This is a genomic window from Limnohabitans sp., from assembly GCF_046052825.1.
GTDB lineage: Bacteria > Pseudomonadota > Gammaproteobacteria > Burkholderiales > Burkholderiaceae_C > Limnohabitans.
Map to the genome: position 1 here is coordinate 1 of NZ_JAVLFP010000002.1, position 26,517 is coordinate 26,517.

Sequence of the window (26,517 nt, forward strand, 5' to 3'; positions counted from 1 at the left end):
TGGAATTTCCATCGAGGCCTTGTCTGACTCCACCGTGATGAGCGATTGCTCGACCTTGATGGTGTCACCCGGCTTGACAAACACTTCGATCACAGCCACGTCTTTGAAGTCGCCAATATCTGGCACATGAATGTCAATCGGGCCGGATGCCGCAGGCGCGACGGGTGCAGTCGCAGCAGGCGCTGGGGCTGCTGACGCCACAGCAGCGGACGCCGATGCTGCGGCCACAGGTGCGGCGGCGGAACCTGCGGCCTCCACCACCAAGACCACCGAACCTTCTTTGACTTTGTCACCCAACTTCACGCGCAGTTCTTTGACCACGCCGGCGGTGCTGGATGGGATTTCCATCGAGGCTTTGTCGGACTCGACCGTGATCAAGGACTGCTCAGCCTTGACCGTGTCGCCCACTTTGACCAGCAGTTCGATCACTGCGACTTCATCGAAATCCCCAATGTCTGGGACTTTTACTTCTACCAATGCCATGTTTCGTCTCCAGAATTAAGCGTAAAGCGGATTGATTTTGTCGGCTTTGATCCCGTACTTTTTGATCGCTTCAGCCACTTGGCTCACAGCCACGGTGCCGTCTTCGCTCAGGGCCTTGAGTGCCGCCACGACAATGTAGTGGCGGTTGACTTCAAAGTGCTCGCGCAATTTGCTGCGGAAGTCGCTGCGGCCAAACCCATCGGTACCCAACACTTTGTAGGTGCGACCCTTGGGAATGAACGGGCGAATTTGCTCGGCATAGGCCTTCATGTAGTCGGTCGATGCCACCACGGGCCCGGTGTAGGGGTCGAGTTGTGCGGTCACAAACGGCACTTTCGGTGCGTCTGTCGGGTGCAGCAGGTTGTATCGCTCAGCGTCTTGGCCGTCGCGGGTTAACTCGTTGAAACTTGGGCAACTCCAGACGTTGGCGGCTACACCCCAGTCGGCGGCCAGCAAGTCGCGGGCAGCGATGGATTCACGCAAGATGGTGCCCGAGCCCAACAGGTTGACGCGCGGTGCTTTCTTGGCGCCTTCACCTTGTTGCAACAAGTACATGCCTTTGATGATTTGCTCTTCTGTGCCGGCCTTGAGGCCTGGCATGGCGTAGTTCTCGTTCAACAAGGTCAGGTAATAGAAGACGTTGTCTTGCTTCTCGACCATGCGCTTCAAACCGTGGTGCAAGATGATGCCCACTTCATGTGCGAAGGTCGGGTCATACGACAGGCAGTTCGGAATGGTGTTGGCCATGATGTGGCTGTGGCCGTCTTCGTGCTGCAAGCCTTCGCCGTTCAAGGTGGTACGGCCCGAGGTGCCGCCCAGCAAGAATCCGCGCGCTTGCATGTCACCAGCTGCCCAGGCCAAATCGCCAATGCGCTGGAAGCCAAACATCGAGTAGTACACGTAGAACGGCACCATGATGCGGTTGCTGGTGGAGTAGCTGGTGGCCGCGGCAATCCAGCTCGACATGCCGCCGGCTTCGTTGATGCCTTCTTGCAAGATCTGGCCCGCCACGTCTTCCTTGTAATACATGACCTGGTCTTTGTCGACCGGGGTGTACTGCTGGCCTGCAGGGTTGTAAATACCGATTTGACGGAACAAACCTTCCATGCCAAACGTACGGGCTTCGTCTACCAAAATCGGCACCACGCGTGGACCCAAGGCCTGGTCGCGCAAAAGCTGCGTGAGGAAGCGCACATAGGCTTGGGTGGTCGAGATTTCACGGCCTTCGGCGGTGGGCTCCATCACCGATTTGAAAATGTCCAACGAGGGAACCGTGAAGCTTTCTTCGGCTTTGGTGCGGCGGTGCGGCAAGTACCCACCCAAGGCCTTACGTCGCTCGTGCAGGTAACGCATCTCAGGCGTATCGTCTGCAGGCTTGTAGAACGGAATCTTGGGCAACTCGCTGTCAGGGACCGGAATGTTGAAGCGGTCACGCATGTACTTGATGTCTTCGTCCGTGAGCTTCTTGGTTTGGTGAACGTTGTTCTTGCCCTCGCCCGCTTTGCCCATGCCAAAACCTTTGACGGTTTTGATCAACAAGACAGTCGGTTGGCCTTTGTGATTCACGGCTTGGTGGTAAGCGGCATACACCTTTTGGGGGTCATGACCACCGCGCTTGAGGTTCCAAATTTCGTCGTCGCTCATGTGCGCCACCATCTCGAGGGTGCGTGGATCACGACCGAAGAAATGTTTGCGAACGTAAGCGCCATCGTTGGCCTTGAAGGCTTGGTAGTCGCCGTCCAAGGTTTCCATCATCAGCTTGCGCAAAGCGCCGTCTTTGTCACGGGCCAAGAGAGGGTCCCACTCGCTGCCCCACAACAGTTTGATCACGTTCCAGCCAGAGCCGCGGAACTCGCCTTCGAGCTCTTGCACGATCTTGCCGTTGCCACGCACCGGGCCGTCGAGGCGCTGCAGGTTGCAGTTCACCACGAAGATCAAGTTGTCCAGGTTTTCGCGGGCGGCCAAACCGATGGCGCCCAAGGACTCGACTTCATCCATTTCACCATCACCGCAGAACACCCACACTTTGCGGTTTTCTGTGTTGGCAATGCCACGGGCGTGCAAGTACTTCAAAAAGCGCGCTTGGTAAATCGCCATCAAAGGCCCAAGACCCATCGAGACGGTGGGAAACTGCCAAAACTCAGGCATCAGTTTGGGGTGTGGGTAGCTGGAGAGGCCGTTGCCGTCCACCTCTTGGCGGAAGTTGAGCAATTGCTCTTCGGTCAAACGCCCTTCTAGGTAAGCACGGGCATAGACGCCTGGCGACACGTGGCCTTGTATGTAGAGGCAGTCACCGCCGTGGTTTTCGTTTTCTGCGTGCCAAAAGTGGTTGAAGCCTGCGCCAAACATATGGGCCAACGAGGCAAAGGAACCGATGTGACCGCCCAGGTCACCGCCGTCCTCTGGGTTGTGGCGGTTGGCTTTGACCACCATGGCCATGGCGTTCCAGCGCATGTAAGCGCGAAGGCGCTCTTCAATCTCAATGTTGCCAGGGCAATGTGCCTCTTGGCTGGGCTCGATGGTGTTGACGTAGCCCGTGTTGGCTGAGAAAGGCATGTCAATGCTGCTCTCGCGGGCGTGTTCGAGCAGTTGCTCTAACAAGAAATGCGCACGCTCCGGACCCTCCGTATTGATGACGGCAGACAAAGCGTCCATCCATTCACGTGTCTCTTGGGTGTCTGCATCATGCGCGGCAAATGTGCGCAGGTCGTTGGGTTGTGCTGACATGCTTGTCTCCTATATGTGGCACGTTATTTTTTCGACTGTAACGAATTGTTGCATAAAAAAATAAAATTTCAAATAGCGATTAGTGTTTTCTTAATGTGAAATATCAACCGAGGTTCTATCGCGACACAGCTAAACTCAAAGGCCATGTTCAAACAGCCTATTCTCAAACCATTCCAGCCCTTGGCAGCCCGCTGGAACCTCTGGTGGCGTCAGCAAAGCCCAAGCAAACAAGACCGTTTCGCCTTGATCGGGCCTTTGGTGGCAGTGGTCTTGTTTTTGCTGGCCATCACCACAGCACTTTGGTACTTGAAATACGAAGAGCTTGATCGCGAACAAGAGATCGTGCGACGTGATGTGGAGTACGCCCAACAACGCTTGCGCTTGCGATTGTTAGAAAGACAAGAGCAAATCATGCGGATTGCCCGTGATGTGGCCAACGGGGAAACGCAAGCTCGCCAGTTCACAGCCGAAGTCAAGTCCTTGCTGGAGCAGAGCCCAGAGCTCTCAAGCATCACTTGGTTAGACACACAGAGGCGGGTTCGCGCCACCTATGCAAGTGCCAGTGCCAACCCGGCCATGATTCACCAATCGGGCGATGTGTTGACCCAAACGGAGACCAAAGACACCTTTGATTTGGCACATGCGCTGCTGCAACCGGTTTACTCTCAACCGATCCAACTGGGTCGTGGTTTGGCTACGCAGGTGAACCAACTGCAGTTGCAGGTCCCGATCGTGAACCACACCAAGTTTGTCGGCGTTATCTTGGCGGAGTACCCGCTGGACGGTATTTTTCGCTACGTCGTGCCGAATGAAATCACCAGCAAATACGCGGTGTCATTGCGCGACGTGGGCAACACGGTGCTGGCCGGTCAAGCCAACAAACCGGGGCCCAAGGTGAGCGAAGTGCTGCCATGGCTCAACAGAACCAACGACTACGAAGTACCCGTGACACCAGTAGGTTATGCGCTGACTTTGCATGCACGTGCCTACCGGACATCACAGGGCTTGATAGGCAATGGTGTATTTTGGTTGGTCACAGCACTCAGCGTGATGACAGCTTGGATGTTGATTGGCACTTGGCGTCACACGCGTCGCCGGGTTCAAGCACAGCAAGCGTTGGTGGCAGAAACCAATTTTCGGCGTGCCATGGAAAACTCCGTGCTGACAGGCATGCGCGCGATGGACCTCAAAGGTCGCATCACCTACGTCAACACGGCGTTCTGCCAAATGACCGGCTGGACCGAGCCTGAGCTGGTCGGTTGTACACCGCCATTCCCCTATTGGCCGGATGAGGACCGCTTCAGCTTGGAAGAAAAGCTCAAACTTGAGCTCCAAGGCAACACCACATCGAGTGGATTTCAGGTACGGGTCAAACGCAAAGATGGCCATTTGTTTGATGCCCGTTTGTATGTGTCGCCCCTGATCGATGCCTTGGGCCAACAAACCGGCTGGATGACCTCGATGACGGACATCACCGAACCCAATCGCATTCGAGAGCAGTTGTCGGCCTCGCACGACCGCTTCACCACAGTGCTGGAAGGCTTGGATGCGTCAGTGTCTGTAGCGCCACTTGGAAGCCAAGAACTGCTGTTTGCCAACAAACTCTATCGACAGTGGTTCAACACCACCACGGAGGGTCACCTCAGCTTGGTGGCGCAAGCCGGCCTGCCCCAACAAGAAACGCAAAGCGACAACAGTGATAAAAACGGCGAAGCCGATGACCCCTTGGCGGGTTTTCCAACCGATGGGTTGACCGAAGTCAGCAGCGAAAATGCTGAAATTTACGTGCCGTCGCTCAACAAATGGTTGGAGGTGCGTTCGCGCTACCTGAATTGGGTAGATGGGCGCTTGGCCCAGATGGTGATTGCCACAGACATCACGCCAAGGCGCCAGGCCGAAGAACAATCGCAAGCGCAAGCCGAACGGGCGCAGTCAGCCAGCCGCTTGATCACCATGGGCGAAATGGCCTCCAGCGTGGCGCATGAGCTCAATCAACCACTGACCGCAATCAACAATTACTGCAACGGCATGGCCTCGCGGATCAAGTCCAACAACTTGACCGAAGAGGATTTGCTCAAAGCCTTGGAAAAAACAGCGCATCAAGCGCAACGCGCAGGTCAAATCATTCAGCGCATCCGAACTTTTGTGAAACGCAGCGAACCCAACCGCACCGACTCAGACGTGTCACACATGGTCACAGAGGCCGTCGAACTGGCTGACATTGAACTGCGCCGGCGTCAAGTTCGGCTGACGCAAGTCGTCGCCGCTCGTTTACCCAAACTGCACGTAGACCCTATCTTGATTGAGCAAGTGCTGGTGAATTTGATGAAGAACGCGGCCGAGTCGGTGGATTTGGCACAGCGCCCTCTACCGGGTCGAAATGTTGAACTCAAGGTGGTTCCGCGCATGGAAGAAGGCCTCTCCGTGGTCGAGTTTTCCGTCAGTGACAGCGGGCGCGGTTTGGCCCCAGAGGTGATGGAACGCTTGTTTGAAGCCTTCTTTTCAACCAAGCCAGAGGGCATGGGCATTGGCCTGAATTTGTGCCGAAGTATCGTTGAGTCGCATCAAGGCCGGATGAAAGCAGAGAACCTCTACAATGCCAACGAAATTACGGGCTGCCGCTTTTCCTTCTGGATTCCGGCCCGTACCGCCGGAGTATCTGCATGAGTTTGATTCCCAAAAAAGGCACGGTCTACGTCGTTGATGATGACGAGGCTGTGCGTGATTCGTTGCAATGGTTGTTAGAGGGCAAGGACTACCGCGTCCGCTGCTTTGATTCAGCCGAAACTTTTTTGAGCCGCTATGACGCACGTGAAGTGGCGTGCTTGATTGTGGACATCCGCATGGGTGGTATGACCGGCTTGGAACTTCAAGACAAACTGATTGAACGCAAGTCACCCTTGCCCATCGTTTTCATCACGGGCCACGGCGATGTGCCGATGGCGGTGAACACCATGAAAAAGGGCGCCATGGACTTCATCCAAAAGCCCTTCAAAGAAGACGACCTGGTGAGTCTGGTCGAACGCATGCTCGAGCACGCCAAAGAAGCTTTTTCTGACTTCCAACAAGCAGCCAGTCGTGATGCATTGATGGCCAAACTGACAGGCCGCGAAGCCCAAGTCCTTGAGCGCATCGTTGCAGGTCGTTTGAACAAGCAAATCGCAGACGACTTGGGCATCAGCATCAAAACCGTGGAAGCGCACCGCGCCAACATCATGGAAAAGCTCAACGCCAACACCGTGGCCGACTTGCTGAAAACCGCACTTGGACAAAACGCCGCCAAAGCGTAACGCACCTTTTGCAGCAACCCCTTCAACGCCCGTGCTTCACGGGCGTTTTCAATTCAACCTCTTCTGTGTATACACACCATGACGGCACAACTCATTGACGGCAACGCCTTATCCAAACAACTGCGCGCCCAAGTGGCGACCGATACAGCCAAACTCGTAGCCCAAGGCCTGACGCCCGGCTTGGCCGTGGTGTTGGTCGGCGATAGCCCCGCCAGCCAGGTGTATGTTCGCAACAAGGTCAAGGCTTGCCAAGAAGCGGGTCTGCACTCGGTGCTTGAAAAGTACGACGCCACCATGACCGAGGCCGATTTGCTGGGCCGCGTGGCCGCGCTCAACGACGATGACAGCATTCACGGCATCTTGGTTCAATTGCCCTTGCCTGCACACATCGACGCGCAAAAAGTGATCGAAGCCATCAGCCCAGCCAAAGACGTGGATGGATTTCACATCGCCAGCGCTGGCGCACTGATGACCGGGATGCCTGGCTTTTGGCCATGCACGCCCTATGGCTGCATGAAGATGCTTGAGAGCATTGGCTACAGCCTCAAAGGCAAACATGCGGTGGTCATGGGTCGCAGCAACATCGTGGGAAAACCCATGGCCTTGATGCTTTTGCAACAAAACGCCACGGTCACCATGTGTCACAGTGGCACAACCGATTTGAAAGCCATGACACTGCAGGCTGACCTCATCGTGGCGGCCGTGGGTAAACGCAACGTGCTGACGGCCGACATGGTCAAGCCGGGTGCTGTGGTGTTGGACGTGGGGATGAATCGCGACGACGAAGGCAAGCTCTGCGGCGACGTGGACTTTGAAGGCGTCAAAGAAGTTGCCAGCTACATCACCCCGGTTCCCGGAGGCGTGGGCCCCATGACCATCACCATGTTGTTGGTCAACACCTTGGAATCGGCGCAACGGGCCTTATCTGAAAAACACCCTGTTTAACGAGTAAAGACGATGACATCCAACACCGCATTGAACAACCCGCTTCTTGATTTCATCGACCTACCCCTGTTTGATGCCATCCGGCCCGAGCACATCGCGCCTGCGCTTGACCAACTTTTGCCTGCCGCAGACGCCGCGCTAGAAAGTGTCACTGCCGCAGACTTCCCCGCAGATTGGAAAGCCATTGCCTCGGTGCTCGATGTGGCCACCGAACAACTCAGCCGCGCCTGGGGTGCCGTCAGCCATTTGCATTCCGTGGCGGATACGCCTGAGCTGCGCGCCGCCTACACCGAAGCCCTGCCTCGCGTGACCGAGTTCTACACACGCCTCGGCGCAGATGAGCGCTTGTACGCCAAGTACAAAGCCATCGACTTGGCCAGTTTGAACGTCGAACAACAGCATGCCCACAGCTTGGCCATGCGCAACTTTGTGTTGTCGGGTGCCGAATTGTTGGGCGAAGCCAAAGAACGCTTTGCCGCCATTCAAGATCGCTTGGCCGAGGTGAGCCAAAAATTCAGCGAAAACGTGCTGGACGCCACCGACCAATGGTCGGCCATCGTCACCCCAGAAGAGTTGGCGGGTGTGCCAGACGACGTGATGCAAACCACACGCGCTGCTGCCGAGAAGGAGGGGGCGACGGGCCACAAGCTGAGCTTGAAAATGCCGTGCTACCTGCCCATCATGCAGTTTGCCCACAGCTCGGCCCTGCGTGAAAAAATTTACCGTGGTTTTGCCACGCGCGCCTCTGACCAATCTGAGGCCGTCAAGGCAGGTCAAGACGAACAAGACAACACACCCTGGGTGAAAGAAATTCTTGCCTTGCGCCAAGAAGAGGCCCACCTCTTGGGCTATGCCAACCACGCCGAGGTATCTCTGGCCTCCAAGATGGCAAAGTCGCCCGCTGAGGTGATGGGCTTTTTACGTGACCTGGCCAAGCGCGCCCGACCCTTTGCCGAACAAGATGTGGCTGAGATGCGCGCCTTTGCAACTGAGCACCTCAACCTGCAAGATCCACAGCCTTGGGATTGGCCGTACATCGGCGAGAAGCTCAAAGAGGCACGCTATGCCTTCAGCGAACAAGAGGTGAAACCGTACTTCACAGCGCCCAAAGTATTGGCGGGTTTGTTCAAAATTGTGGAGACCTTGTTTGAGGTGGCCATTCACCGCGACAACGCACCCGTTTGGCACCCTGCGGTGGAGTTTTATCGAATTGAACGCGGTGGGCAGCTTGTGGGTCAGTTCTACCTCGACCCAGGCGCTCGCTCAGGCAAACGTGGCGGCGCTTGGATGGACGATGTTCGCGCCCGCTGGTTACGCCCCGATACAGGTGCATTGCAAACCCCCGTGGCACATCTGGTGTGCAACTTCGCTGAAGGCGTGGGTGGCAAACCTGCGCTGCTGACACACGATGATGTGATCACCCTGTTTCATGAGTGCGGCCATGGCTTGCACCACATGCTCACACAAGTCAACGAGCGGGATGTGTCCGGCATCAGCGGTGTGGAATGGGACGCGGTGGAATTGCCCAGCCAATTCATGGAAAACTTCTGCTGGGAGTGGAGCGTGTTGCGCCACATGACGGCGCACGTCGACACAGGCGAGCCTTTGCCACGTGCGTTGTTCGACAAAATGCTGCCCGCCAAAAACTTCCAAAGCGGTTTGCAAACCCTGCGCCAAATTGAGTTCTCACTCGTGGACATGCGCCTACACACCGAGGACGTTGCAGCCCAAGATTTCATGCAGGTGCTGCGCGATGTGCGGGCCGAAGTGGCCGTGCTTGAAAGTCCCGCATGGGGACGCACGCTTCATACCTTCAGCCATATCTTTGCGGGCGGCTATGCCGCGGGGTACTACAGCTACAAATGGGCGGAGGTGCTGAGCGCAGATGCCTATGCGGCATTTGAAGAAACTGCCGGCACCGATGGCGAGCCCAGCCTTGAGACAGGCCGTCGCTACCGAGAAACGATTCTGGAAGTTGGTGGCAGCCGGCCAGCGATGGAATCGTTCAAAGCCTTTCGCGGTCGAGAGCCACAGCTGGATGCTTTGCTGCGCCACCAAGGGATGGCGTGAAAGCGCTTTAAAAAGTCAAAGTTCTCACGCCTGTCGAGGTGCCCAGCAAACAAATTTGGGCTTTTTGATGGGCGAAGACGCCTACTGTCACCACGCCCGGCCACTGGCTGACCTCGGTTTCGAACTGGAGCGGATCGCTGATTTTCAAGCCGGTCACATCCACAATGTGCTGGCCGTTGTCGGTGACCAGTGCTTGTCCATCCTTCAAGCGCAGTTTGGCCATGCCCCCCAAGGACTCGAACTGCCTGATCACGCGTGCGGTGGCCATGGGGATGACTTCTACGGGCAAGGGAAAAGTGCCGAGTACATCGACCAACTTGCTTTCGTCTGCAATGCACACAAACATCTTGGATTGCGCGGCCACAATTTTTTCCCGCGTCAACGCCGCACCACCGCCCTTGACCATGTTGCCATGGGTGTCGATCTCGTCGGCACCGTCGATGTAAACCGACAGACGTTCCACCTCGGCCGCTTCAAATACCGGAATGCCCAAGGCTAGCAAGCGTTCGGTGGATGCCACCGAACTAGACACCGCTCCCTTGATTTGGTGCTTCATGCCAGCCAGTGCGTCAATGAACTTGTTCACCGTGGAGCCTGTTCCAACGCCCACCACCTCCCCAGGGATCACATACTGCAAGGCAGCTTGCCCCACCAAAGTTTTGAGTTCATCTTGGCTCAAGGGGGAAGAAGTGGTTGGGTTGCTCATGGGCGAAAATCCAAGGTTCAATTCAAAGTTTGAGATTATCCATGTCGTTGCTCCCCTACTCGCTGGCTCGCCCTGTTCTGTTTTCAATGGATGCAGAGACTGCTCACGACCTCACCCTGTCATGGTTGACGCACACGCAAAACACACCGTTGGAATGGGCTTACGGCCAAACGCGCGTGAACGACCCCCTCACCCTGGCAGGGCTGAAATTTCCAAACCGTGTGGGACTGGGTGCGGGACTCGACAAGAACGCGCGCTGCATTGATGCTTTAGCGGCCATTGGGTTTGGCTTCGTCGAAGTAGGTACCGTCACACCCAAAGCGCAAGCTGGCAACCCGAAACCCCGCATGTTTCGGTTACCCCAAGCCCAGGCACTGATCAACCGCTTAGGTTTTAACAACGATGGCTTGGAAGCATTTCTGAACAATGTGCAAAAAGCCAAATTTCGCCAACGCAGTGAATCGCCTATGTTGTTGGGCTTAAACATTGGCAAAAATGGGGCAACGCCCAACGAGCAGGCTGCAGACGATTACCTCACCTGCTTGGATGGCGTCTACCCCCATGCAGACTATGTGACGGTCAACATATCGAGCCCCAACACCAAAAACCTGCGGGCCCTGCAAAGCGACGAGGCACTGGATGCGTTGATCAGCACGCTGGCCAAACGTCGCGACTTATTGGCCCTGCAGCACCACAAACAAGTCCCCGTGTTCATCAAGATTGCGCCTGATTTGGATGAGGGTCAAGTGGCCGTGATTGCAGCCACCCTCAAACGACATTGCATGACAGAAGGCCAAACAGCAGCCACCGCCTCTTGGGGCGTGGTGGCCACCAATACCACCCTTGCACGCAGTGCTGTTGAGGGCCTGCCCCATGGGGATGAAACAGGCGGACTTTCCGGCGCGCCCGTGTTGGAAAAAAGCAATGAGGTGATTCGTCAACTGCGCATAGCCTTGGGTCCTGACTTTCCCATCATTGGCGTGGGCGGAATCTTCAGCGGCGCCGATGCCGTCACCAAAATCAAGGCAGGCGCCAATGTTGTACAGATTTACACAGGCTTGATTTACAAGGGCCCCGACTTGGTGAATGAAACGGCCTTGGCCCTCAGGGCTTTGGGCCACTCACAGCCCTAAGCTGCGGTACCCCTGAAAGCGTTGCGCCCAATAAGGACTGGTCAAGCGCTCAACTTTGACACCTGTTTTTTCGTTGGCGGCATGGATGAATTTGCCGGATCCAATATAAATACCGACATGAGAAAACGAACTCCCTAAGGTATTGAAAAAAACCAAATCTCCGGGGCTGGCTTTCTCGGGAGGTACCGACTTCGTGGCATTCGCCATGTCAGCGGCACTGCCTTTGATGGCAATGCCTGCGGATTCGGCATACACAAAACTCACCAGCCCTGAGCAATCAAAACCGGTATGGAGTTTTTTCCCACCATAGGTGTAGCCACGGTCTAGCATCGCCATGGCTTGGATGACCACATCGTGCTTTTTGGACTCGCTCAGGGATTTGGACGAATACGCTTGGCTTGGCGTTGATTGCGGCGGCTGAATGGCTGGGTGTGAACACCCCCACAAGAGGCATGAAAGGCCCATGGACACAACCATGCGCGCCATGATGTCCAACTTAACCATGATCACTGCAACAATTGACTGACGGCTACGCCGATCGCCAGTGAACTGGTCAATCCAGGCGACTCAATGCCAAAGAGATTGACCAGGCCTGGAATGCCGTGTTCGGCTGGACCTTGGATGCAAAAGTCTGCCGCCTCGTCGTTGGGGCCTGAAATTTTGGGCCGAATCCCGGCATAACCCGCTTGCAAACTGCCTTCGGCCAAAGCGGGCCAATATTGCCGCACCTCTTGATAGAAAGATGGCTCATGTTGGGTAGAGACGGCCAAATCGTCGGGTGAGTCCACCCATTGCACGTCAGGTCCAAACTTAGCCTGCCCGCCCAAATCGAGCGTCAGGTGGACACCCAATCCTGCTGCTTGTGGCACCGGATAGATCAAGCGTGTGAAGGGTGATTTGCCATTCAAGGTGAAATAGTTTCCCTTGGCAAAGTAAGCCTTGGGGACATGATGAGGTGCAAGACCTTTGAATTTGGCTGCCAGCCATGGGGCTGTCAATCCAGCAGCATTCACCAAGGTTTGAGCCAGCAGTTCAGTCCCATCGGCCGTGCGCACCACCATGCCATCAGGGGTACACACAGCATCGGCGACCGGTGAGTTCAAAGCAACCAGGCCGCCTGAATTTTCAAAATCTCCCTGCAAGCTGAGCATCAAGCCATGGCTGTCCACAATGCCCGTGCTGGGCGAATGCAGCGCCGCCACGCAAAACAAGGCAGGCTCCATCGCTTGTGCCTGAGCCGCCGTCAACAGCGACAGATCATCCACACCGTTGGCTTTGGCCTTGGCAAGGATGGCCTGCAAGGTTGGCAATTGATCTGCATGGGTGGCCACAATCAACTTGCCACAGCGCTGATGGGCAATGCCACGCTCTTGTGCATAAGCGTACATCTGATGTCGGCCTTGAACGCACAACTGGGCTTTCAATGAACCTTGTGGGTAGTAAATACCAGCATGGATCACTTCGCTGTTGCGAGAACTGGTGCCAGTGCCAATGGCGTCGGCCGCCTCCAACACCATCCATTCGCGCCCACGCGCAGAGGGGTGTTGAATCAAAGCCCGCGCCACTGCCAAGCCCACCACCCCTGCACCGATCACCAATCCATCAACCTTGTCCAAATTGAACTCCAAGAATATGAATCTATTTGACCAAAAAAAACGGCACCCAAAGGTGCCGTTTGAATGCCTTGGAAGGCTTGAAAAAATCAACGCTTTTTGGTTGCAGGCTTGCCCGCATTCAAGGTGGTAGCGGCGATATTTTTGTAATTGGTTTCTGCTACATCAGCGGCTTGTTTGACCGCTTTTTGCACCGACTCCAGGGCATTGTTGCCCGCAGAGACAGCCGTTTTGAACGCAGCCACAGCGGCTTCAGAGCCAGCGGGTGCATTTTTAGTGGCCGTGTCGATCATGGTCGCAAAAGCTTTTTGTGCTTCAGCCACTTTTTCTTCAACAGCGCTGCTGAAATGCGAACCTGTACCGGTTGCAATTTCGTACAGATGGCGGTTGTAAGAAACCGCTTTTTCAGCCAAGGGCTGGAACAAGGTGGATTGCAAGGCCAACAATTCTTGTGCGTCTTTGACACTCAAAACGGAATGGGCTTGTTGCTGGGAGTCGGCCAAGGTTGATTTGGCAGCAGCCAAGTTCAACTCAATGAGTTGCTCCAAGCCAGAAAAGGCTTTGTTGGTCAAACCCACCAAAGTCTCTAAATTGGCTTTGTTGGCGGCGATCACTTGGTCAGGGGTCAGGGTCATGTCAATTCTCCAAAAAATAAAATGGTCTGAAAAACTGCCCTGTACTGGCCCCTGTGGGCCTGCATCATGTTGCAGTGCAGCATGGCTTGAATTCTAAGGATAAAAACAGAATCGACAAGCATTCGGGCTCCAAAACAGTGCGTTTAGAGCCGAAAGACTAAATCCAGGATTCGATCAGACCTGCTCAATCCACCCCGTGCGCCCAGTGACTCTTCCACTGACTTTTGTATTGACTGGCCAAATCAGAGGATTTGAGAATCAAAAAGTTTTCTGCATTGCGCGTTTCAGCTGAGTTGGTGAAGTTGAAGCTTCCGGTGATCACCACCGAGTCATCAATCACCATGACTTTGTTGTGCGCAATGGCGTGTTTGCCATCTGAACGCATCGTCACCTGAGCCTGATTGAAAAGATCGATGACATATCGGTTGGTATGGTCACTTTTTTGGTCCAGTAAAACCCGAACGCTCACGCCACGGTCTTTCGCCCGCAAAAGGGCTTGTGCTATCGCATTGTGGGTAAAGCCATACGCTTGAACCAAAACCTCACGCTGGCTCGCATCAATGGCGTGAACAATCGCAGCTGAGGCACCAGCTGGTGGGCTGAAATACACCCCCAACACTTGCACAGATGCGTCCGTCAAGGGGTCGGCTTTGACGTTACCCCAAAGGTTATGTTCTTGCATCAAGTTCAACGCTTGGAACACCATCACACCGATCAACAATGCACCCACAGACAGTTTTTTTCTCATGAGGAGAATGCTAAACCGACAAAACTGTTTTTTAACATTTTTATCATTTAATTGATAAATTATCGATTTTCTCAACGCGTGACACTGGCGACATGCAGCGAGGGTCAAACACTCACCCGCGTAGTAAAGTCGTTACGCTTTGAAGTCAAACCACCTCCTCCACCCTGCCCCCCCCGCTCTCTCGCCTGCGACACGCAAGGCGATTTTTTTGTTGTCTTTGGCCACGTTTGCAAGCATGGCCATTCAACGAATTTGCGACCCCATGTTGCCGGAACTCTCCAGGGTCTTTGAGGCGCCGATTGGGGACACCGCCCAAGTTGTGTCGATGTTCGCCATCACTTATGGCTTGATGCAGTTTGTTTTTGGCCCTATTGGGGATCGTTGGGGCAAGTACAAAGTGGTCACGCTTGCCACTCTGGGATGCTGCGTCGGCAGTGTGCTCTCGGCCTTGAGTGAAGGTCTTATTTTTTTGGTGTTGGCGCGTGTTGGCACAGCAGTCTCAGCGGCTGCCATCATTCCATTGGCCATGGCCTGGGTGGGTGACCAAGTTCATTACGAACGCCGGCAAGAAACGTTGGCACAAGTGGGTTTGGGCACCATGCTAGGAATGGCAGCAGGTCAACTGTTTGGGGGATTGCTGACCGACACACTCGGCTGGCGCTGGGCCTTTGCGATGATGGCCGTCTTGTTTTGCGTGGTGAGCGCCCTGCTGTGGCAACACGCCAAGCACATTGAAGCGCCAACCGAGTCGTTTGTTGCCACGCACAGTTTCTTTGGGCAACTCTTGCAAATCGCGCGCGACCCTTGGGCGCGTTCACTTCTGAGCATCGCCTTGTTGGAAGGCGCCTGCGTTTTTGGCATGTTGGCGGTGACGGCATCGCACCTTCACCACACACACGCCATATCCCTCACTCTGGCGGGCGGAACCACTGCTCTGTTTGGGGTTGGCGGCATGCTTTACATGGCAACGGCCAAATACACCATTCCACGCTTTGGCGAAATTGGCTTGGCACGGTATGGCGGTTTGACCTTCGGGCTGTCATTTCTGATGATCGCCTTCACACCTTGGTGGCCATTGGCAATTCCAGCGTGTTTATTTGCAGGGTTTGGTTTTGCCATGTTTCACAACACCATGCAGGCCAAGGCCACCCAGATGGTGCCAACAGCAAGGGGAACCAGCGTGACTTTGTTTGCCGGCGCTTTGTTTTTTGGACAATCTCTAGGCGTGTTGGTACTGGCCAAATTGATGGCCTACGCTGATTCAGCCCACGTGATGGCATGGGATGCTTTGTTTGTCACGGGTCTGGCTTGGTACTTCGGATACGCCCTGATTCACCGCAACGCCAGCCACGCGGATCATGCGTAAATTTATTCACCCAATCAACGCCTCATCATGACCCAAGACATTGAACAACTGGCAAAGCAGTTGGAGCAACACCCTGACTACCGAGTGCTCAGGCGCTTGACGCCAAATCACGCTTTCAAACAACCAACACCCGGTCAACGTCTCTGCAAAGGTGTGGTGCTAGACACCGAAACCACCGGCTTTGATGCGCAAAACGACCGCGTGATTGAATTGGGCATGTTGCTGTTCGAGTTCGACCCAGTGACTGGCGAGGTCTACCAAGTGTCGGACGTGTTTGACGAGTTAGAAGACCCTGGTTTTCCTATTCCCCCAGCCACCACAGCGGTCCACCACATCACGGACGAGATGGTCAAGGGACAACGCATCGACGACGCGCGAGTGAAGGCATTGATGCAAGGCGTCGACGTTGTGATTGCTCACAATGCCGCTTTTGACCGTCCGTTTGTGGAAGCTCGTTGGCCCTTGTTTGAAAATTTAAATTGGGGATGCAGCATCAAAGACATCGATTGGCGTGAAGAGGGTTTTGGCTCCGCCAAATTGGAGTACTTGCTCAGCACACAAGGGTATTTTTACGAAGCCCACCGGGCAGAAGCTGATTGTTGGGCCCTGTTGGCCTTGCTCAACCACATCTTGCCTCAAAGCCAGCGCACTGCTTTGTTGGCCTTGCTGGAGACACTCAACCAAGCTCAGCAAAAAGTGTATGCCTTGGGTTCACCCTTCGAGACCAAAGACATGCTCAAAGCTCGCAACTACCGCTGGTCGGCAGACCTGCGCTGCTGGAGCCGTGTGGTGTCAGGCGACAAAGAGTTACAGGACGAGCTGTCATGGCTCAAACGCAAGGTCTACGGCGAACGCAGTGCACGCGTTGAAGTGGAGTCTGTCGGCGGAAAGGTTCGCTACTCCAACCGCCAAGGGCACAAAGAAGTCGTCACCCTGTAAGCCAGTTGCGTGCGTGCGACTGCGCTTACATCTACGTGGATTGACAGACCTGAAACATCAATAACTCACGGGCTGCCAAGGGACATCACAGCTTGGAACATTGGGATAGTACTGTTGGGTGGTGCCACAAAAATAGGCCACACGGCTGGGGTAAAGCGGGGGTTGGGCGACCACCATGGGGGGAGCCGCCACATAGCGCGGCGTGTTCGCGGCATAAATCACACTACCCACCAAAGCCGCGCCTAGAACCGGACCCACCCAACCATGGCGATAACCGCCGCCTTGATGCACATACCCATGCCCACTGCCGTATCCACCCCCATGCCAACCACCGCCACCGCCATGCGCTTGGGCCGGTAGGACAGTCAAGAAGATCAACACGGATAACAAAAGAGTTGAAAGGCGTTTCATGGGGTGTCTCGCTTTAAAAGTTGCGATCAATGACCACTCGGTCACCCTCACAACGCACGGGCTCTTCTTGTGGATGACAAACGGCTCGTAAAGTGTCAGCTGGCTCAGAACCCCAGAGCACAAGCATATAGACCGACTGCTGAGATAAAACCCAGCACCCAAAACGCTGACCTTAAGCTGGCTCTATCGGCCAAATAAGCGCCAACAAAACCCACACGGGACAGAATAAAAACCAGTGCGTACAAGTCGATCCGTTGGGTATCAGCTTGGGCCAATGTGGCCAACAACACACCGATGGCAAAAAATGGAAACGCCTCAAAACTGTTGCTCTGTGCCGCATTTGCGCGGGCCCGAAATCCGGTTTGCCTGGCGAGCCACTCGCGGGGGTTGTGGTTATCAAAACCATGAAAACCCCATTTGGCGATCCCCGCACACACAACGGGCAAGACACCCGCAACCAAAACACATAGAAAGGCGATGTTCATTGAGGATTGACCACCAACCAAGGGCTGACACAGGTTTGAACCACCGGGAAATATTGTGCAGTTTCACGACAGTAATAGGCCTCGACAGGTGCACCACCTGCCCCACCCGAGGGGTTTTGCATGATCACGGCCGGCGGATTGGTGATGATGACGGTAGATCCGGGAACAGCTGGATACGGACGAGAAAAATACATCGTGGTTCCCACCGCTGCACCAAATACAAGGGGCGCAATCCAAGGGTCATAGCCCCAACCACCGTGGCGATACACGTGCCCTCCGCGTGGGCCATAGGCTTGGGTCAGTGTCGCTGTCAACACCAACAAAATACCTAGCCCGCAACGGCGAAATCTGGAATCCATACGCATGATCATCTCCTTGGCGACTACAAGCTTGATTGTGGCTCAGCCACTGTCCATCTGCATTTCCGCCATGTAAAGGTCTGCCTCAACGGCTGCGGCAGACCGTCCAAATTCAAGCCAACAAGGCCTCAATTGCCAGCGCTATGCGCGCCAGGTGGGCATCACTTCCATGCACACCAGACACCATCAGACCGACCGGCAAAACATCTGGCGCATGACAAGGCAAACTGAAGGCACACCCGTCCATGTAATTGATGGCCGAAGGGTTGCGCAAAAGCAATCGGTTGACTTTGAAAAACGCCTCGTCACTCGCCAACAAAGGCGCCAATTCAGGTGGGCACATCGGAACTGTGGGGCTGAGCATGGCATCAAAGCCTTGGAGCGTCTGATGGGCTTGAGCGATCCATGCACGGCGACGGTCCAGCAAGCCGATGTAGTCCAAGGCACTGACGTCTCGCCCCAGTGTCATGCGCGCCATCACCCGCGGATCAATGCGCTCGGGCGCACGCGCCAAACGCGCATGGTGGGCGGCATAGCCTTCGACTGGGGAAAAACCACCCGGCATGCTGAGCGAGGCAATCTCACCCAAGCCTGCGAATGGGATGTCCACAATGTCAGCCCCAGCAGCCGCAATCCTTGACAGGGTGCGTTCAAACGTTTGGGCGACGGCAGGCTCCATATCATCGAGCATCAAGGTTTGTGGCACTGCAAATCGCAGTTGGCGAAGATGGCCCGGTTGCAAGGGCAAGGTTTGCTGTGAGAGCACGGCATCAACTTGCAGGCAATCACGCACCGTGCGCGCGATCACTCCCACCGTGTCAAGCGTGCGAGACAACTCCATCACCCCAGCCAAGGGAATGCGCGATTGGGTTCCCTTGAAGCCCACCAAGCCACAAAGCGCCGCCGGAATGCGAATCGAGCCGCCAGTATCCGTCCCCAAGGCTGCAAACGCCAAATCCAAGGCCACCGACACCGCCGCGCCTGAGGACGAGCCGCCAGGAACACGTTCGACATTCGCGTCACAAGGATTACGTGGTGTTCCGTAGTGGGGGTTGATGCCTACACCCGAGAATGCAAATTCACTCATATTGGTTTTGCCAAGCAGCACTGCGCCAGCCTGACGCAAACGCGCTACCACGGGTGCATCGTGGGTTGCAACAGGTTCCACTTCGCAAACCCGCGTTCCTGCGAAGGTGGTCTGCCCCACCACATCGATGTTGTCTTTGAGGGTGATGGATTTGCCATGCAAAGCCCCCAGGGAAGCACCTGAAACTCGCCCCGCATCGCAAGCACGCGCTTGATGCAAGACCTGCTCTGGATCCAAATGCGTGAACACCGATTGGGCCGCTGGGCTTTGGGCTCGGCTCAAGATGCCTTGCCAATACGCCTCGCTCAGGAAGGGGTCTGAATGCTGTGATGTCACGTCTGAAAATCTCCTGTGCTAGCCTCATGGATTGTCAATGATTGTTTGCTTTATAAACCGATCTCATGAGCCTTGCCCCCGAACTCACCTTGTATTACGACGGTCAATGCCCGTTGTGCCAGGCAGAAATTCATTTTCTGCAGTCGCGCAATGCGCAAGGCAAACTCGCTTTTGTGGATGTGACCGAGCTTGACTTTGACGCCCCAGCGCATCGCATCTCGTGTGAGGCCGCCATGGCGCAAATACACGGGCGATTGGCAAACGGCCAAACGTTGGTGGGAGTGCCGGTCTTTGCTCAGGCCTACCAATTGGCGCAGCTGCCGGTTTTGTCATGGGTACTTTCACGCCCATGGTTGCAGCCGCTGCTGGGGCCGGCCTATTTGCTGTTTGCCAAACACCGTCACGCCCTGTCTAGGCGCTTTGGCCCCGCACTTTTGCGCTTTTCAAAACGATTTTTCCGGTAATTCGGACAGCTTTTTCGCTGGATGGGCCGTTAGGCTTCATAAATTTGCGAAAATAGCGTTTTTGTCTCAGAGAACAAAAACAATGTCACGCCCAGAAAAAACAGAGATTTCCAACGACGGACTGCGCTACAAGTCAAAAAAGGGCGGTTCACCTTTCGAAGGCCTTGGCCGCACCGGCGACACCATGAGTTGCATCAAATGCGGTGTTCACAAGCCGCGCAACAACGGCTCTTTCAAGCGCATTTTGGGGTCCTCCATGTTTGTATGTTTCGACTGCAGCCCACCCAAGAAAGAGGCGGGCCCCGCTGCCCCTGGCGCGGAAACAAAAGCCTAGGCTTGACATCTTGTCCCCATCAAAAAAGCGGCTCAACGAGCCGCTTTTTTCTTTGCGGATGGATCACTCGACCCGCACGACTGCATTCGGCTTGAAGCCCAAGTCAGCCACTTTGCCCTTTTTGGCGCGTGCGGCTTTGGCGTTGTTCAAGCTGCGAATTTCCAGCGTTTCTTCACGCACCTTGCCGCCTCGGCCAATGCCCTCGATGCGCACGCTGCGGGTGTAGGCCGCGGCACCGGCCAAGGTGTCTTTGGCTTCCAGATCGATCAACATCAAGCCACGCCCCCCCTTTTCCATCGATTTGAGCTCAGACAACTCAAAAGTCAAGAAGCGGCCACCGGTGGAGGCGCACGCCACATGCGTGGCGGGTACAACTGGTTGAGAACCCGAACCTCCGCTGGCTGGAGAAGGACGGCACACGGACTCACCCGCACCCAGCGTGATGAAGGCTTTGCCACCTTTGTTGCGGGAAATCATGTGTTCGATGTTGGCCATGAAACCATAGCCGCCCGAGCTGCTGAGCAAATAGGTGGCACCAGCTGGGCCAGCCACGTAGTGCAGCAACTGGGTGCCGGCCTCGAGGTCGACCAGGGTCGTCACCGGTTGGCCGTCACCACGCGCGCCAGGCAACACCGACACAGGAACCGAGTAAATGCGCCCGTTGGAGCCAAAGGCGATGAAGGTGTCCACCGTGCGGCACTCCAAGGTGCCATACAAACCATCCCCCGACTTGAAGGCAAAGCTGGCCGGGTCATGTCCATGTCCGGTGCGCGCACGCACCCAGCCTTTTTCAGACACCACCACAGTGACGGGTTCATCAACGACCTTGATTTCGGCGACGGCTTTCTTTTCTTCTTGAATGAGGGTGCGACGTGGATCGGCAAACTGCTTGGCATCGGTTTCGATTTCTTTCACCATCAAACGGCGCAAAGCTGCTGGGTTGCCCACGATGTCTTCGAGCTTGGCTTGATCTTCACGGAGCTCTGTGAGCTCTTGCTCGATCTTGATGGCCTCTAAGCGGGCCAATTGACGCAAGCGAATTTCCAAAATGTCGTCGGCCTGTCGCTCGCTCAATCGAAAGCGGTCCATCAAGGCCTGCTTGGGTTCATCGCTTTGACGGATGATGGCAATCACCTCGTCGATGTTGAGCAAAACCAGTTGGCGACCTTCCATGATATGGATGCGATCGAGCACTTTGTTCAAGCGGTGCTGTGAGCGGCGCAAGATGGTGGTTTGGCGAAATTCAATCCACTCTGTGAGCATGTCGCGCAGAGACTTTTGCACCGGACGTCCGTCCAAACCCACCATGGTGAGGTTGATGGACGATGAAGTTTCCAGACTGGTGTGCGCCAACAAGGTGGTGATGAGCTCTTGCTGCTCGATGGTGCGGGTTTTGGGCTCGAACACCAAACGCACCGGGGCGTCTTTGCTCGACTCATCACGCACCACATCCAACACAGCCAGCACGGTGGCTTTGAGTTGGGTTTGGTCGGCGCTGAGGGCTTTTTTGCCCGCTTTGACCTTGGGGTTGGTTAGCTCTTCAATCTCTTCCAGCACGCGCTGACTGCTCACCCCCGGTGGCAACTCGTTGACGACCAACTGCCATTGACCACGGGCCAAGTCTTCAATGACCCAACGCGCGCGAACCTTGAGCGAGCCACGCCCCGTCCGGTACGCATCGGCAATGTCGGAAGCGCTGCTGATGATCTGGCCTCCACCTGGGTAATCAGGCGCGGGCAAGATCTGCAACAGCTCTTCGTCGCTCAGTTTGGGCGACTTGATCAAAGCCACGCAAGCATCGGCGACTTCACGCAGGTTGTGGCTTGGAATTTCGGTGGCCATGCCCACAGCAATACCGCTCGCGCCGTTGAGCAAATTAAAAGGCAAGCGCGCAGGCAACTGCTTGGGCTCTTCGGTCGAGCCGTCGTAGTTGGGCTGAAAGTCCACGGTGCCTTCGTCAATTTCGTCCAGCAGCAGCGAGGTGATTTTGGCCAGTCGGGCTTCGGTATAACGCATGGCCGCTGCGCCGTCGCCGTCGCGTGAGCCGAAGTTGCCTTGCCCATCAATCAGAGGATAGCGTTGCGCAAAGTCTTGCGCCATGCGCACCAGCGCTTCGTACGCAGCGCTGTCGCCGTGCGGGTGGTAACGACCCAGCACGTCACCGACCACACGGGCGCATTTGACGGGTTTGGCGCCGGTGTTGTTGTTGGGGCCACTGAAACCCAAACCCATGCGGGACATGGAATACAGAATGCGCCGCTGCACCGGCTTTTGGCCGTCGCACACATCGGGCAAGGCACGGCCTTTGACAACGCTGAGCGCGTACTCAAGGTAAGCGCGTTGGGCGTAATGGCCCAGTGCAATGTCGCCCTCGCTGTCAGCAGCGGGCAGGTCGGGGGTCAACAAATCGGTCATACGTCAATCTCAATCGAATCGCCATGCAGTTCCATCAGCTCGCGGCGGGCAGCGGCTTCGCCTTTGCCCATGAGTTGGGTGATCAAACCCTCGGTCTGCAAAAAGTCCAACACGCCCAGTTGCACCGGCATCAAACGGCGGGTGTCAGGGTTGAGGGTGGTGTCCCACAGTTGCTCGGCGCTCATTTCGCCCAAGCCTTTGAAGCGGCTGATGCTCCACGAGCCTTCGCGCACGCCGTCTTTGCGCAGCTTGTCAAGAATGGCGGTGAGCTCGCCTTCGTCCAAGGCATAGACCTTGGAGGCTGGTTTTTTGCCACGTGCGGGCGCATCCACACGGAACAAAGGGGGGCGAGCCACATACACATGGCCTGCTTCGATGAGCTTGGGGAAGTGACGAAAGAACAGCGTGAGCAGAAGCACTTGGATGTGCGAGCCATCCACGTCGGCATCGCTCAAGATACACACCTTGCCGTAGCGCAAGCCACTCATGTCGGGGCTGTCGTTGGGGCCGTGTGGGTCAACCCCGATGGCCACCGAAATATCGTGAATTTCGTTGTTGGCAAACAGGCGGTCGCGCTCGACCTCCCAGGTGTTGAGCACTTTGCCGCGCAGCGGCAGGATGGCCTGGTTTTCTTTGTTGCGGCCCATCTTGGCGCTGCCGCCGGCAGAGTCACCCTCGACCAAAAACACCTCGTTGTGGGCGATGTCTTTGCTCTCGCAGTCGGTCAGTTTCCCAGGCAGCACGGCCACACCGGAGCCCTTGCGTTTTTCAACTTTTTGCCCCGCCTTTTGACGGCTTTGTGCAGCTTTGATGGCCAACTCGGCCAGCTTTTTGCCGTATTCCACGTGCTGGTTGAGCCACAACTCCATGGTGGGACGCACATAGCTCGACACCAGGCGCACCGCATCGCGTGAGTTGAGGCGCTCTTTGATTTGGCCCTGGAACTGCGGGTCCAAGACTTTGGCGCTCAGCACATAGCTGGCACGCGCAAACACGTCTTCTGGCAGCAACTTCACGCCTTTGGGCAGCAAGGCGTGCAACTCGATGAAGCTCTTGACTGCCGTGAACAAACCATCGCGCAAGCCACTGTCGTGGGTGCCGCCCGCACTGGTGGGGATCAGGTTCACATAACTTTCACGCACTGGCTGGCCATCTTCGGTGAACGCCACCGCCCAGGCGGCGCCCTCGCCCTCTGCAAAGTTGTCATGGTTGCTGTCGGCGTAGCCGTCCCCTTCGAACATGGGGATGACCAACTCTCCCGTGAGTGACTGCATCAAGTAGTCACGCAACCCACCTTTGTAAAGCCAATTTTGGGTTTCTTTGTTTTTTTCATGCGTCAATGTCACGCTGACACCGGGCATCAACACCGCCTTGCTGCGCAGCAGATGGACCAGTTCGTTCATCGGCAACGCCGAGGACTCAAAGTATTTGGCGTCAGGCCACACACGCACCGAGGTGCCCAACTTGCGGTCCCCGGCAACCTGCGGACGCAAGGTCAAGGTTTCAATCACATCACCCGCAGAAAACACCAGGCGGGCTACTTGGGCTTCCCGATAGGAGGTGACTTCCATGCGTTTGGCCAGTGCATTGGTCACACTCACACCCACACCATGCAAGCCGCCTGAGAAGCTGTAAGCGCCGCCTTGGCCCTTGTCAAACTTGCCACCGGCGTGCAAGCGGGTGAAGACCAGTTCAATCACGGGCGCTTTTTCTTCAGGATGCATGCCAAACGGAATGCCACGCCCATCGTCGTCGATGGACACAGAACCGTCAGCATGCAAAGTCACACCAATTTTCTTGCCGTGCCCAGCCAGCGCCTCGTCGGCGGCGTTGTCCAGCACTTCCTGGATGATGTGCAAGGGGTTGTCGGTGCGGGTGTACATGCCCGGACGCTGTTTGACGGGTTCAAGTCCTTTGAGAACACGAATTGAACCTTCGGAGTACTGGGGAGGTGGGGTGGGTTGCTTGGTAGCCATGGGCGGGCATTGTAGGTTTTAGTTAAAGTCACTCCCTATGACCCCTTCATCTACCAAAACCCTGTCCATGTGGCAGGTGCTGATTTGCGGCGCAGCCATTGTGACTTTGTCCATGGGGGTGCGCCACGGCTTTGGCCTGTGGTTGCAACCCATCACACAGGCCCAAGACTGGACCCGTGAAACGTTTGCATTTGCCATCGCCATACAAAACCTGACCTGGGGCTTGGCAGGTATTTTCTCGGGCATGTTGGCCGATCGGTTTGGCGCATTTCGCGTCATCGTTGCAGGCGCACTGCTGTATGCCATCGGCTTGGTCGGCATGGCCAACGCCAACACCCCAGCCCTGTTCACGGCAAGTGCCGGCGTGCTGATTGGAATTGCCCAAGCCGGCACCACATACGCGGTGATTTACGGCGTGATTGGCCGAAACGTCAGCGCTGAAAAACGCTCTTGGGCGATGGGGGTTGCGGCAGCTGCGGGCTCGTTTGGCCAGTTTTTGATGGTCCCCACCGAAGGTTTCTTGATCCAAACCTTTGGCTGGCAGCAGGCCTTGGTGATGCTGAGTTTGGCCGCCATCATGGTCGTCCCTCTGGCATTTGGTCTGCGTGAGCCTGGCTTCGCAGATGGTGCGAAGCCCAAAAGAGATCAATCCATAGCGCATGCCTTGCGAGAGGCCTTTGCCTACCCAAGTTTTCAACTGTTGATGGCGGGTTATTTCGTGTGCGGCTTCCAAGTGGTTTTCATTGGTGTGCACATGCCCAGCTATCTGAAAGACAAAGGCTTGTCGCCCGAAGTCGCCAGCATGGCGCTGGCCCTGATTGGCTTGTTCAACGTGTTTGGCACTTACATCGCCGGCTCACTGGGGCAGCGTTTGGCCAAGCGCAAAATTTTGTCGTTCATCTATTTGTCACGCGCCGTGGCCATCAGCCTGTTTTTACTGGCCCCCCTCACGCCCATGAGCGTGTATGTCTTTGCATCGGCCATGGGGCTGTTGTGGCTATCGACCGTTCCTCCGACCAACGCAGCAGTGGCTCAAATTTTTGGCGTCGCCCATTTGTCCATGCTGAGCGGGTTCGTGTTCTTCAGCCACCAAATCGGTAGCTTCATGGGGGTTTGGTTGGGCGGCTACCTCTATGACAAGACGGGTAGTTACGACATCGTCTGGTACATCTCAATTGCATTGGGGGTGTTTGCTGCGCTGATCAATTTGCCTGTGCGCGAGACGCCCATTCAGCGCGAACCTCGCGCGGTTGCTGCTTGATGAGGCATTGGATGCGCCAAATTTTGCTCGCCACGACGTGTGGCGCCATCTTGATGGCCGTTTTGTCGCTGTACTTACAGCCTAGCTTTCTGATGAATTTGGCCAATCAAGTCTGGGGTTGTTTTTGACATGACATGCCCAACCGTCCCACACCTCACGGCAACACCCTCCCCCTGGGTGAGACGATGGATGCATTTGCTGACTGAGCGTACCTGCGTACTGGATGTGGCGTGCGGTTGGGGCCGACACATGCAGTTGTTGTCTCAACAAGGCCATGAGGTGGTCGGTGTAGACCGCGACCCACAAGCCATTGCAGCGGCCTCGGCATTTGGCGAAGCGATTCAAGCGGACATTGAAGTCGGGCCTTGGCCGCTCCAAAACCGACAGTTTGGGGGCGTTGTGGTCACCAATTACCTTTGGCGAGCCTTATGGCCACAAATCATGGACAGTTTGGCACCTGGTGGTGTGCTGATTTACGAAACTTTCTCAGCAGGCAATGAAACAGTTGGCAAACCGTCTCGCCCAGACTTTTTGCTACACGCAGGTGAGCTACTGGCGACGTGCGCGCATTTGCATGTGGTGGCCTTTGAAGAAGGTTTTTTGAACAGTCCGCAGCGGTTTGTGCAACGTATCGTGGCTGTTCGCTCATCAGATGCCCAATCCCCTGGGACACGCTTTGACCTGAACCCAAGTTTGCAATCGCTAGAATGATTGTTTTCTCTTGACTGCACCTC

The 26,517-nt window shown here is 55.8% G+C and carries 23 protein-coding genes; 10 read left to right on the plus strand and 13 right to left on the minus strand.

Features of this window, described 5'->3' with window-relative positions:
- Both ACKWJN_RS00070 and aceE read right to left on the minus strand, forming a co-directional pair.
- Positions 1-483: biotin/lipoyl-containing protein (locus ACKWJN_RS00070; protein WP_408593353.1), on the minus strand; the 483-nt coding region annotated here is incomplete at its 3' end.
- Positions 484-498: 15 nt separating this feature from the next.
- On the minus strand, positions 499-3,210 hold the full coding sequence (aceE, locus tag ACKWJN_RS00075) for a pyruvate dehydrogenase (acetyl-transferring), homodimeric type (protein WP_408593355.1): 2,712 nt from the start codon (positions 3,208-3,210) through the stop codon (positions 499-501).
- 144 nt (positions 3,211-3,354) lie between these two features.
- On the opposite strand from aceE, the gene ACKWJN_RS00080 reads away from it, so the two are divergent.
- From ACKWJN_RS00080 to ACKWJN_RS00095, 4 genes are all read left to right on the plus strand, one after another.
- On the plus strand, positions 3,355-5,877 hold the full coding sequence (locus ACKWJN_RS00080) for a PAS domain S-box protein (RefSeq protein ID WP_408593357.1): 2,523 nt from the start codon (positions 3,355-3,357) through the stop codon (positions 5,875-5,877).
- Positions 5,874-6,500 carry a response regulator transcription factor gene (locus tag ACKWJN_RS00085; protein ID WP_408593359.1) on the plus strand — a complete coding sequence of 209 codons (627 nt, stop codon included), beginning with the start codon at positions 5,874-5,876 and terminating at the stop codon, positions 6,498-6,500. Before ACKWJN_RS00080 ends, ACKWJN_RS00085 begins: the two co-directional genes overlap by 4 nt.
- Before the next feature lie 78 nt (positions 6,501-6,578).
- The gene (gene folD, locus ACKWJN_RS00090) at positions 6,579-7,445 is read left to right on the plus strand and encodes a bifunctional methylenetetrahydrofolate dehydrogenase/methenyltetrahydrofolate cyclohydrolase FolD (RefSeq protein ID WP_408593361.1); all 867 of its coding nucleotides are present in this window, start codon (positions 6,579-6,581) and stop codon (positions 7,443-7,445) included.
- A gap of 30 nt (positions 7,446-7,475) precedes the next feature.
- The gene (locus tag ACKWJN_RS00095) at positions 7,476-9,515 is read left to right on the plus strand and encodes a M3 family metallopeptidase (protein ID WP_408593453.1); all 2,040 of its coding nucleotides are present in this window, start codon (positions 7,476-7,478) and stop codon (positions 9,513-9,515) included.
- A 7-nt stretch (positions 9,516-9,522) separates the two neighbouring features.
- Here the strand turns inward: ACKWJN_RS00095 and rpiA are convergent, their stop codons facing one another.
- Positions 9,523-10,221, minus strand: a complete 699-nt coding sequence (rpiA, locus tag ACKWJN_RS00100) for a ribose-5-phosphate isomerase RpiA (protein WP_408593362.1) — start codon at positions 10,219-10,221, stop codon at positions 9,523-9,525.
- A gap of 41 nt (positions 10,222-10,262) precedes the next feature.
- Between rpiA and ACKWJN_RS00105 the strand changes: the two genes are divergently transcribed.
- A complete protein-coding gene (locus ACKWJN_RS00105; protein WP_408593364.1) occupies positions 10,263-11,354 on the plus strand; it encodes a quinone-dependent dihydroorotate dehydrogenase in 1,092 nt (363 codons plus the stop codon).
- Here ACKWJN_RS00105 and ACKWJN_RS00110 read toward each other — a convergent pair.
- The 4 genes from ACKWJN_RS00110 to ACKWJN_RS00125 all read right to left on the minus strand — a co-directional run bounded on the left by ACKWJN_RS00110 (position 11,343) and on the right by ACKWJN_RS00125 (position 14,350).
- Positions 11,343-11,858: a C40 family peptidase gene (locus ACKWJN_RS00110; RefSeq protein ID WP_408593366.1), complete on the minus strand. Its 516-nt coding sequence runs from the start codon at positions 11,856-11,858 to the stop codon at positions 11,343-11,345. The genes ACKWJN_RS00105 and ACKWJN_RS00110 overlap by 12 nt on opposite strands.
- 2 nt (positions 11,859-11,860) lie before the next feature.
- Positions 11,861-12,970: an NAD(P)/FAD-dependent oxidoreductase gene (locus ACKWJN_RS00115; RefSeq protein ID WP_408593367.1), complete on the minus strand. Its 1,110-nt coding sequence runs from the start codon at positions 12,968-12,970 to the stop codon at positions 11,861-11,863.
- Positions 12,971-13,056: 86 nt separating this feature from the next.
- Positions 13,057-13,602 (minus strand): phasin family protein, encoded by a 546-nt coding sequence (locus ACKWJN_RS00120; RefSeq protein ID WP_408593369.1) that lies wholly within the window; start codon positions 13,600-13,602, stop codon positions 13,057-13,059.
- Positions 13,603-13,786: 184 nt separating this feature from the next.
- A complete protein-coding gene (locus tag ACKWJN_RS00125; RefSeq protein WP_408593371.1) occupies positions 13,787-14,350 on the minus strand; it encodes a phospholipase D family protein in 564 nt (187 codons plus the stop codon).
- 217 nt (positions 14,351-14,567) lie between these two features.
- Here ACKWJN_RS00125 and ACKWJN_RS00130 point away from each other — a divergent pair, with 217 nt between their 5' ends.
- Together ACKWJN_RS00130 and ACKWJN_RS00135 are read left to right on the plus strand one after the other, a co-directional pair.
- Entirely contained in the window at positions 14,568-15,716 is a 1,149-nt protein-coding gene (locus ACKWJN_RS00130) for an MFS transporter (RefSeq protein ID WP_408593455.1), read from the plus strand.
- Positions 15,717-15,743: 27 nt separating this feature from the next.
- On the plus strand, positions 15,744-16,655 hold the full coding sequence (locus ACKWJN_RS00135) for a 3'-5' exonuclease (protein ID WP_408593373.1): 912 nt from the start codon (positions 15,744-15,746) through the stop codon (positions 16,653-16,655).
- A 57-nt stretch (positions 16,656-16,712) separates the two neighbouring features.
- Here the strand turns inward: ACKWJN_RS00135 and ACKWJN_RS00140 are convergent, their stop codons facing one another.
- From ACKWJN_RS00140 to ACKWJN_RS00155, 4 genes are all read right to left on the minus strand, one after another.
- Positions 16,713-17,066, minus strand: coding sequence for a hypothetical protein (locus ACKWJN_RS00140; protein WP_408593375.1), 354 nt, complete (start codon positions 17,064-17,066; stop codon positions 16,713-16,715).
- Positions 17,067-17,170: 104 nt separating this feature from the next.
- Positions 17,171-17,551 (minus strand): MAPEG family protein, encoded by a 381-nt coding sequence (locus tag ACKWJN_RS00145; protein WP_408593377.1) that lies wholly within the window; start codon positions 17,549-17,551, stop codon positions 17,171-17,173.
- A complete protein-coding gene (locus ACKWJN_RS00150; RefSeq protein WP_408593378.1) occupies positions 17,548-17,910 on the minus strand; it encodes a hypothetical protein in 363 nt (120 codons plus the stop codon). The genes ACKWJN_RS00145 and ACKWJN_RS00150 overlap by 4 nt, the downstream gene beginning before the upstream one ends.
- 112 nt (positions 17,911-18,022) lie before the next feature.
- Positions 18,023-19,333, minus strand: a complete 1,311-nt coding sequence (locus tag ACKWJN_RS00155) for an amidase (RefSeq protein WP_408593380.1) — start codon at positions 19,331-19,333, stop codon at positions 18,023-18,025.
- A gap of 65 nt (positions 19,334-19,398) precedes the next feature.
- Here ACKWJN_RS00155 and ACKWJN_RS00160 point away from each other — a divergent pair, with 65 nt between their 5' ends.
- On the plus strand, positions 19,399-19,797 hold the full coding sequence (locus ACKWJN_RS00160; protein WP_408593381.1) for a thiol-disulfide oxidoreductase DCC family protein: 399 nt from the start codon (positions 19,399-19,401) through the stop codon (positions 19,795-19,797).
- Between the two features lie 397 nt (positions 19,798-20,194).
- Here the strand turns inward: ACKWJN_RS00160 and parC are convergent, their stop codons facing one another.
- Entirely contained in the window at positions 20,195-22,546 is a 2,352-nt protein-coding gene (parC, locus tag ACKWJN_RS00165) for a DNA topoisomerase IV subunit A (protein ID WP_408593383.1), read from the minus strand.
- On the minus strand, positions 22,543-24,522 hold the full coding sequence (locus ACKWJN_RS00170) for a DNA topoisomerase IV subunit B (RefSeq protein ID WP_408593385.1): 1,980 nt from the start codon (positions 24,520-24,522) through the stop codon (positions 22,543-22,545). Before ACKWJN_RS00170 ends, parC begins: the two co-directional genes overlap by 4 nt.
- Before the next feature lie 37 nt (positions 24,523-24,559).
- Between ACKWJN_RS00170 and ACKWJN_RS00175 the strand changes: the two genes are divergently transcribed.
- Together ACKWJN_RS00175 and ACKWJN_RS00180 are read left to right on the plus strand one after the other, a co-directional pair.
- On the plus strand, positions 24,560-25,783 hold the full coding sequence (locus tag ACKWJN_RS00175) for an MFS transporter (RefSeq protein WP_408593387.1): 1,224 nt from the start codon (positions 24,560-24,562) through the stop codon (positions 25,781-25,783).
- A gap of 129 nt (positions 25,784-25,912) precedes the next feature.
- Positions 25,913-26,494 carry a class I SAM-dependent methyltransferase gene (locus ACKWJN_RS00180; protein ID WP_408593388.1) on the plus strand — a complete coding sequence of 194 codons (582 nt, stop codon included), beginning with the start codon at positions 25,913-25,915 and terminating at the stop codon, positions 26,492-26,494.
- Positions 26,495-26,517: the final 23 nt, after the last annotated feature.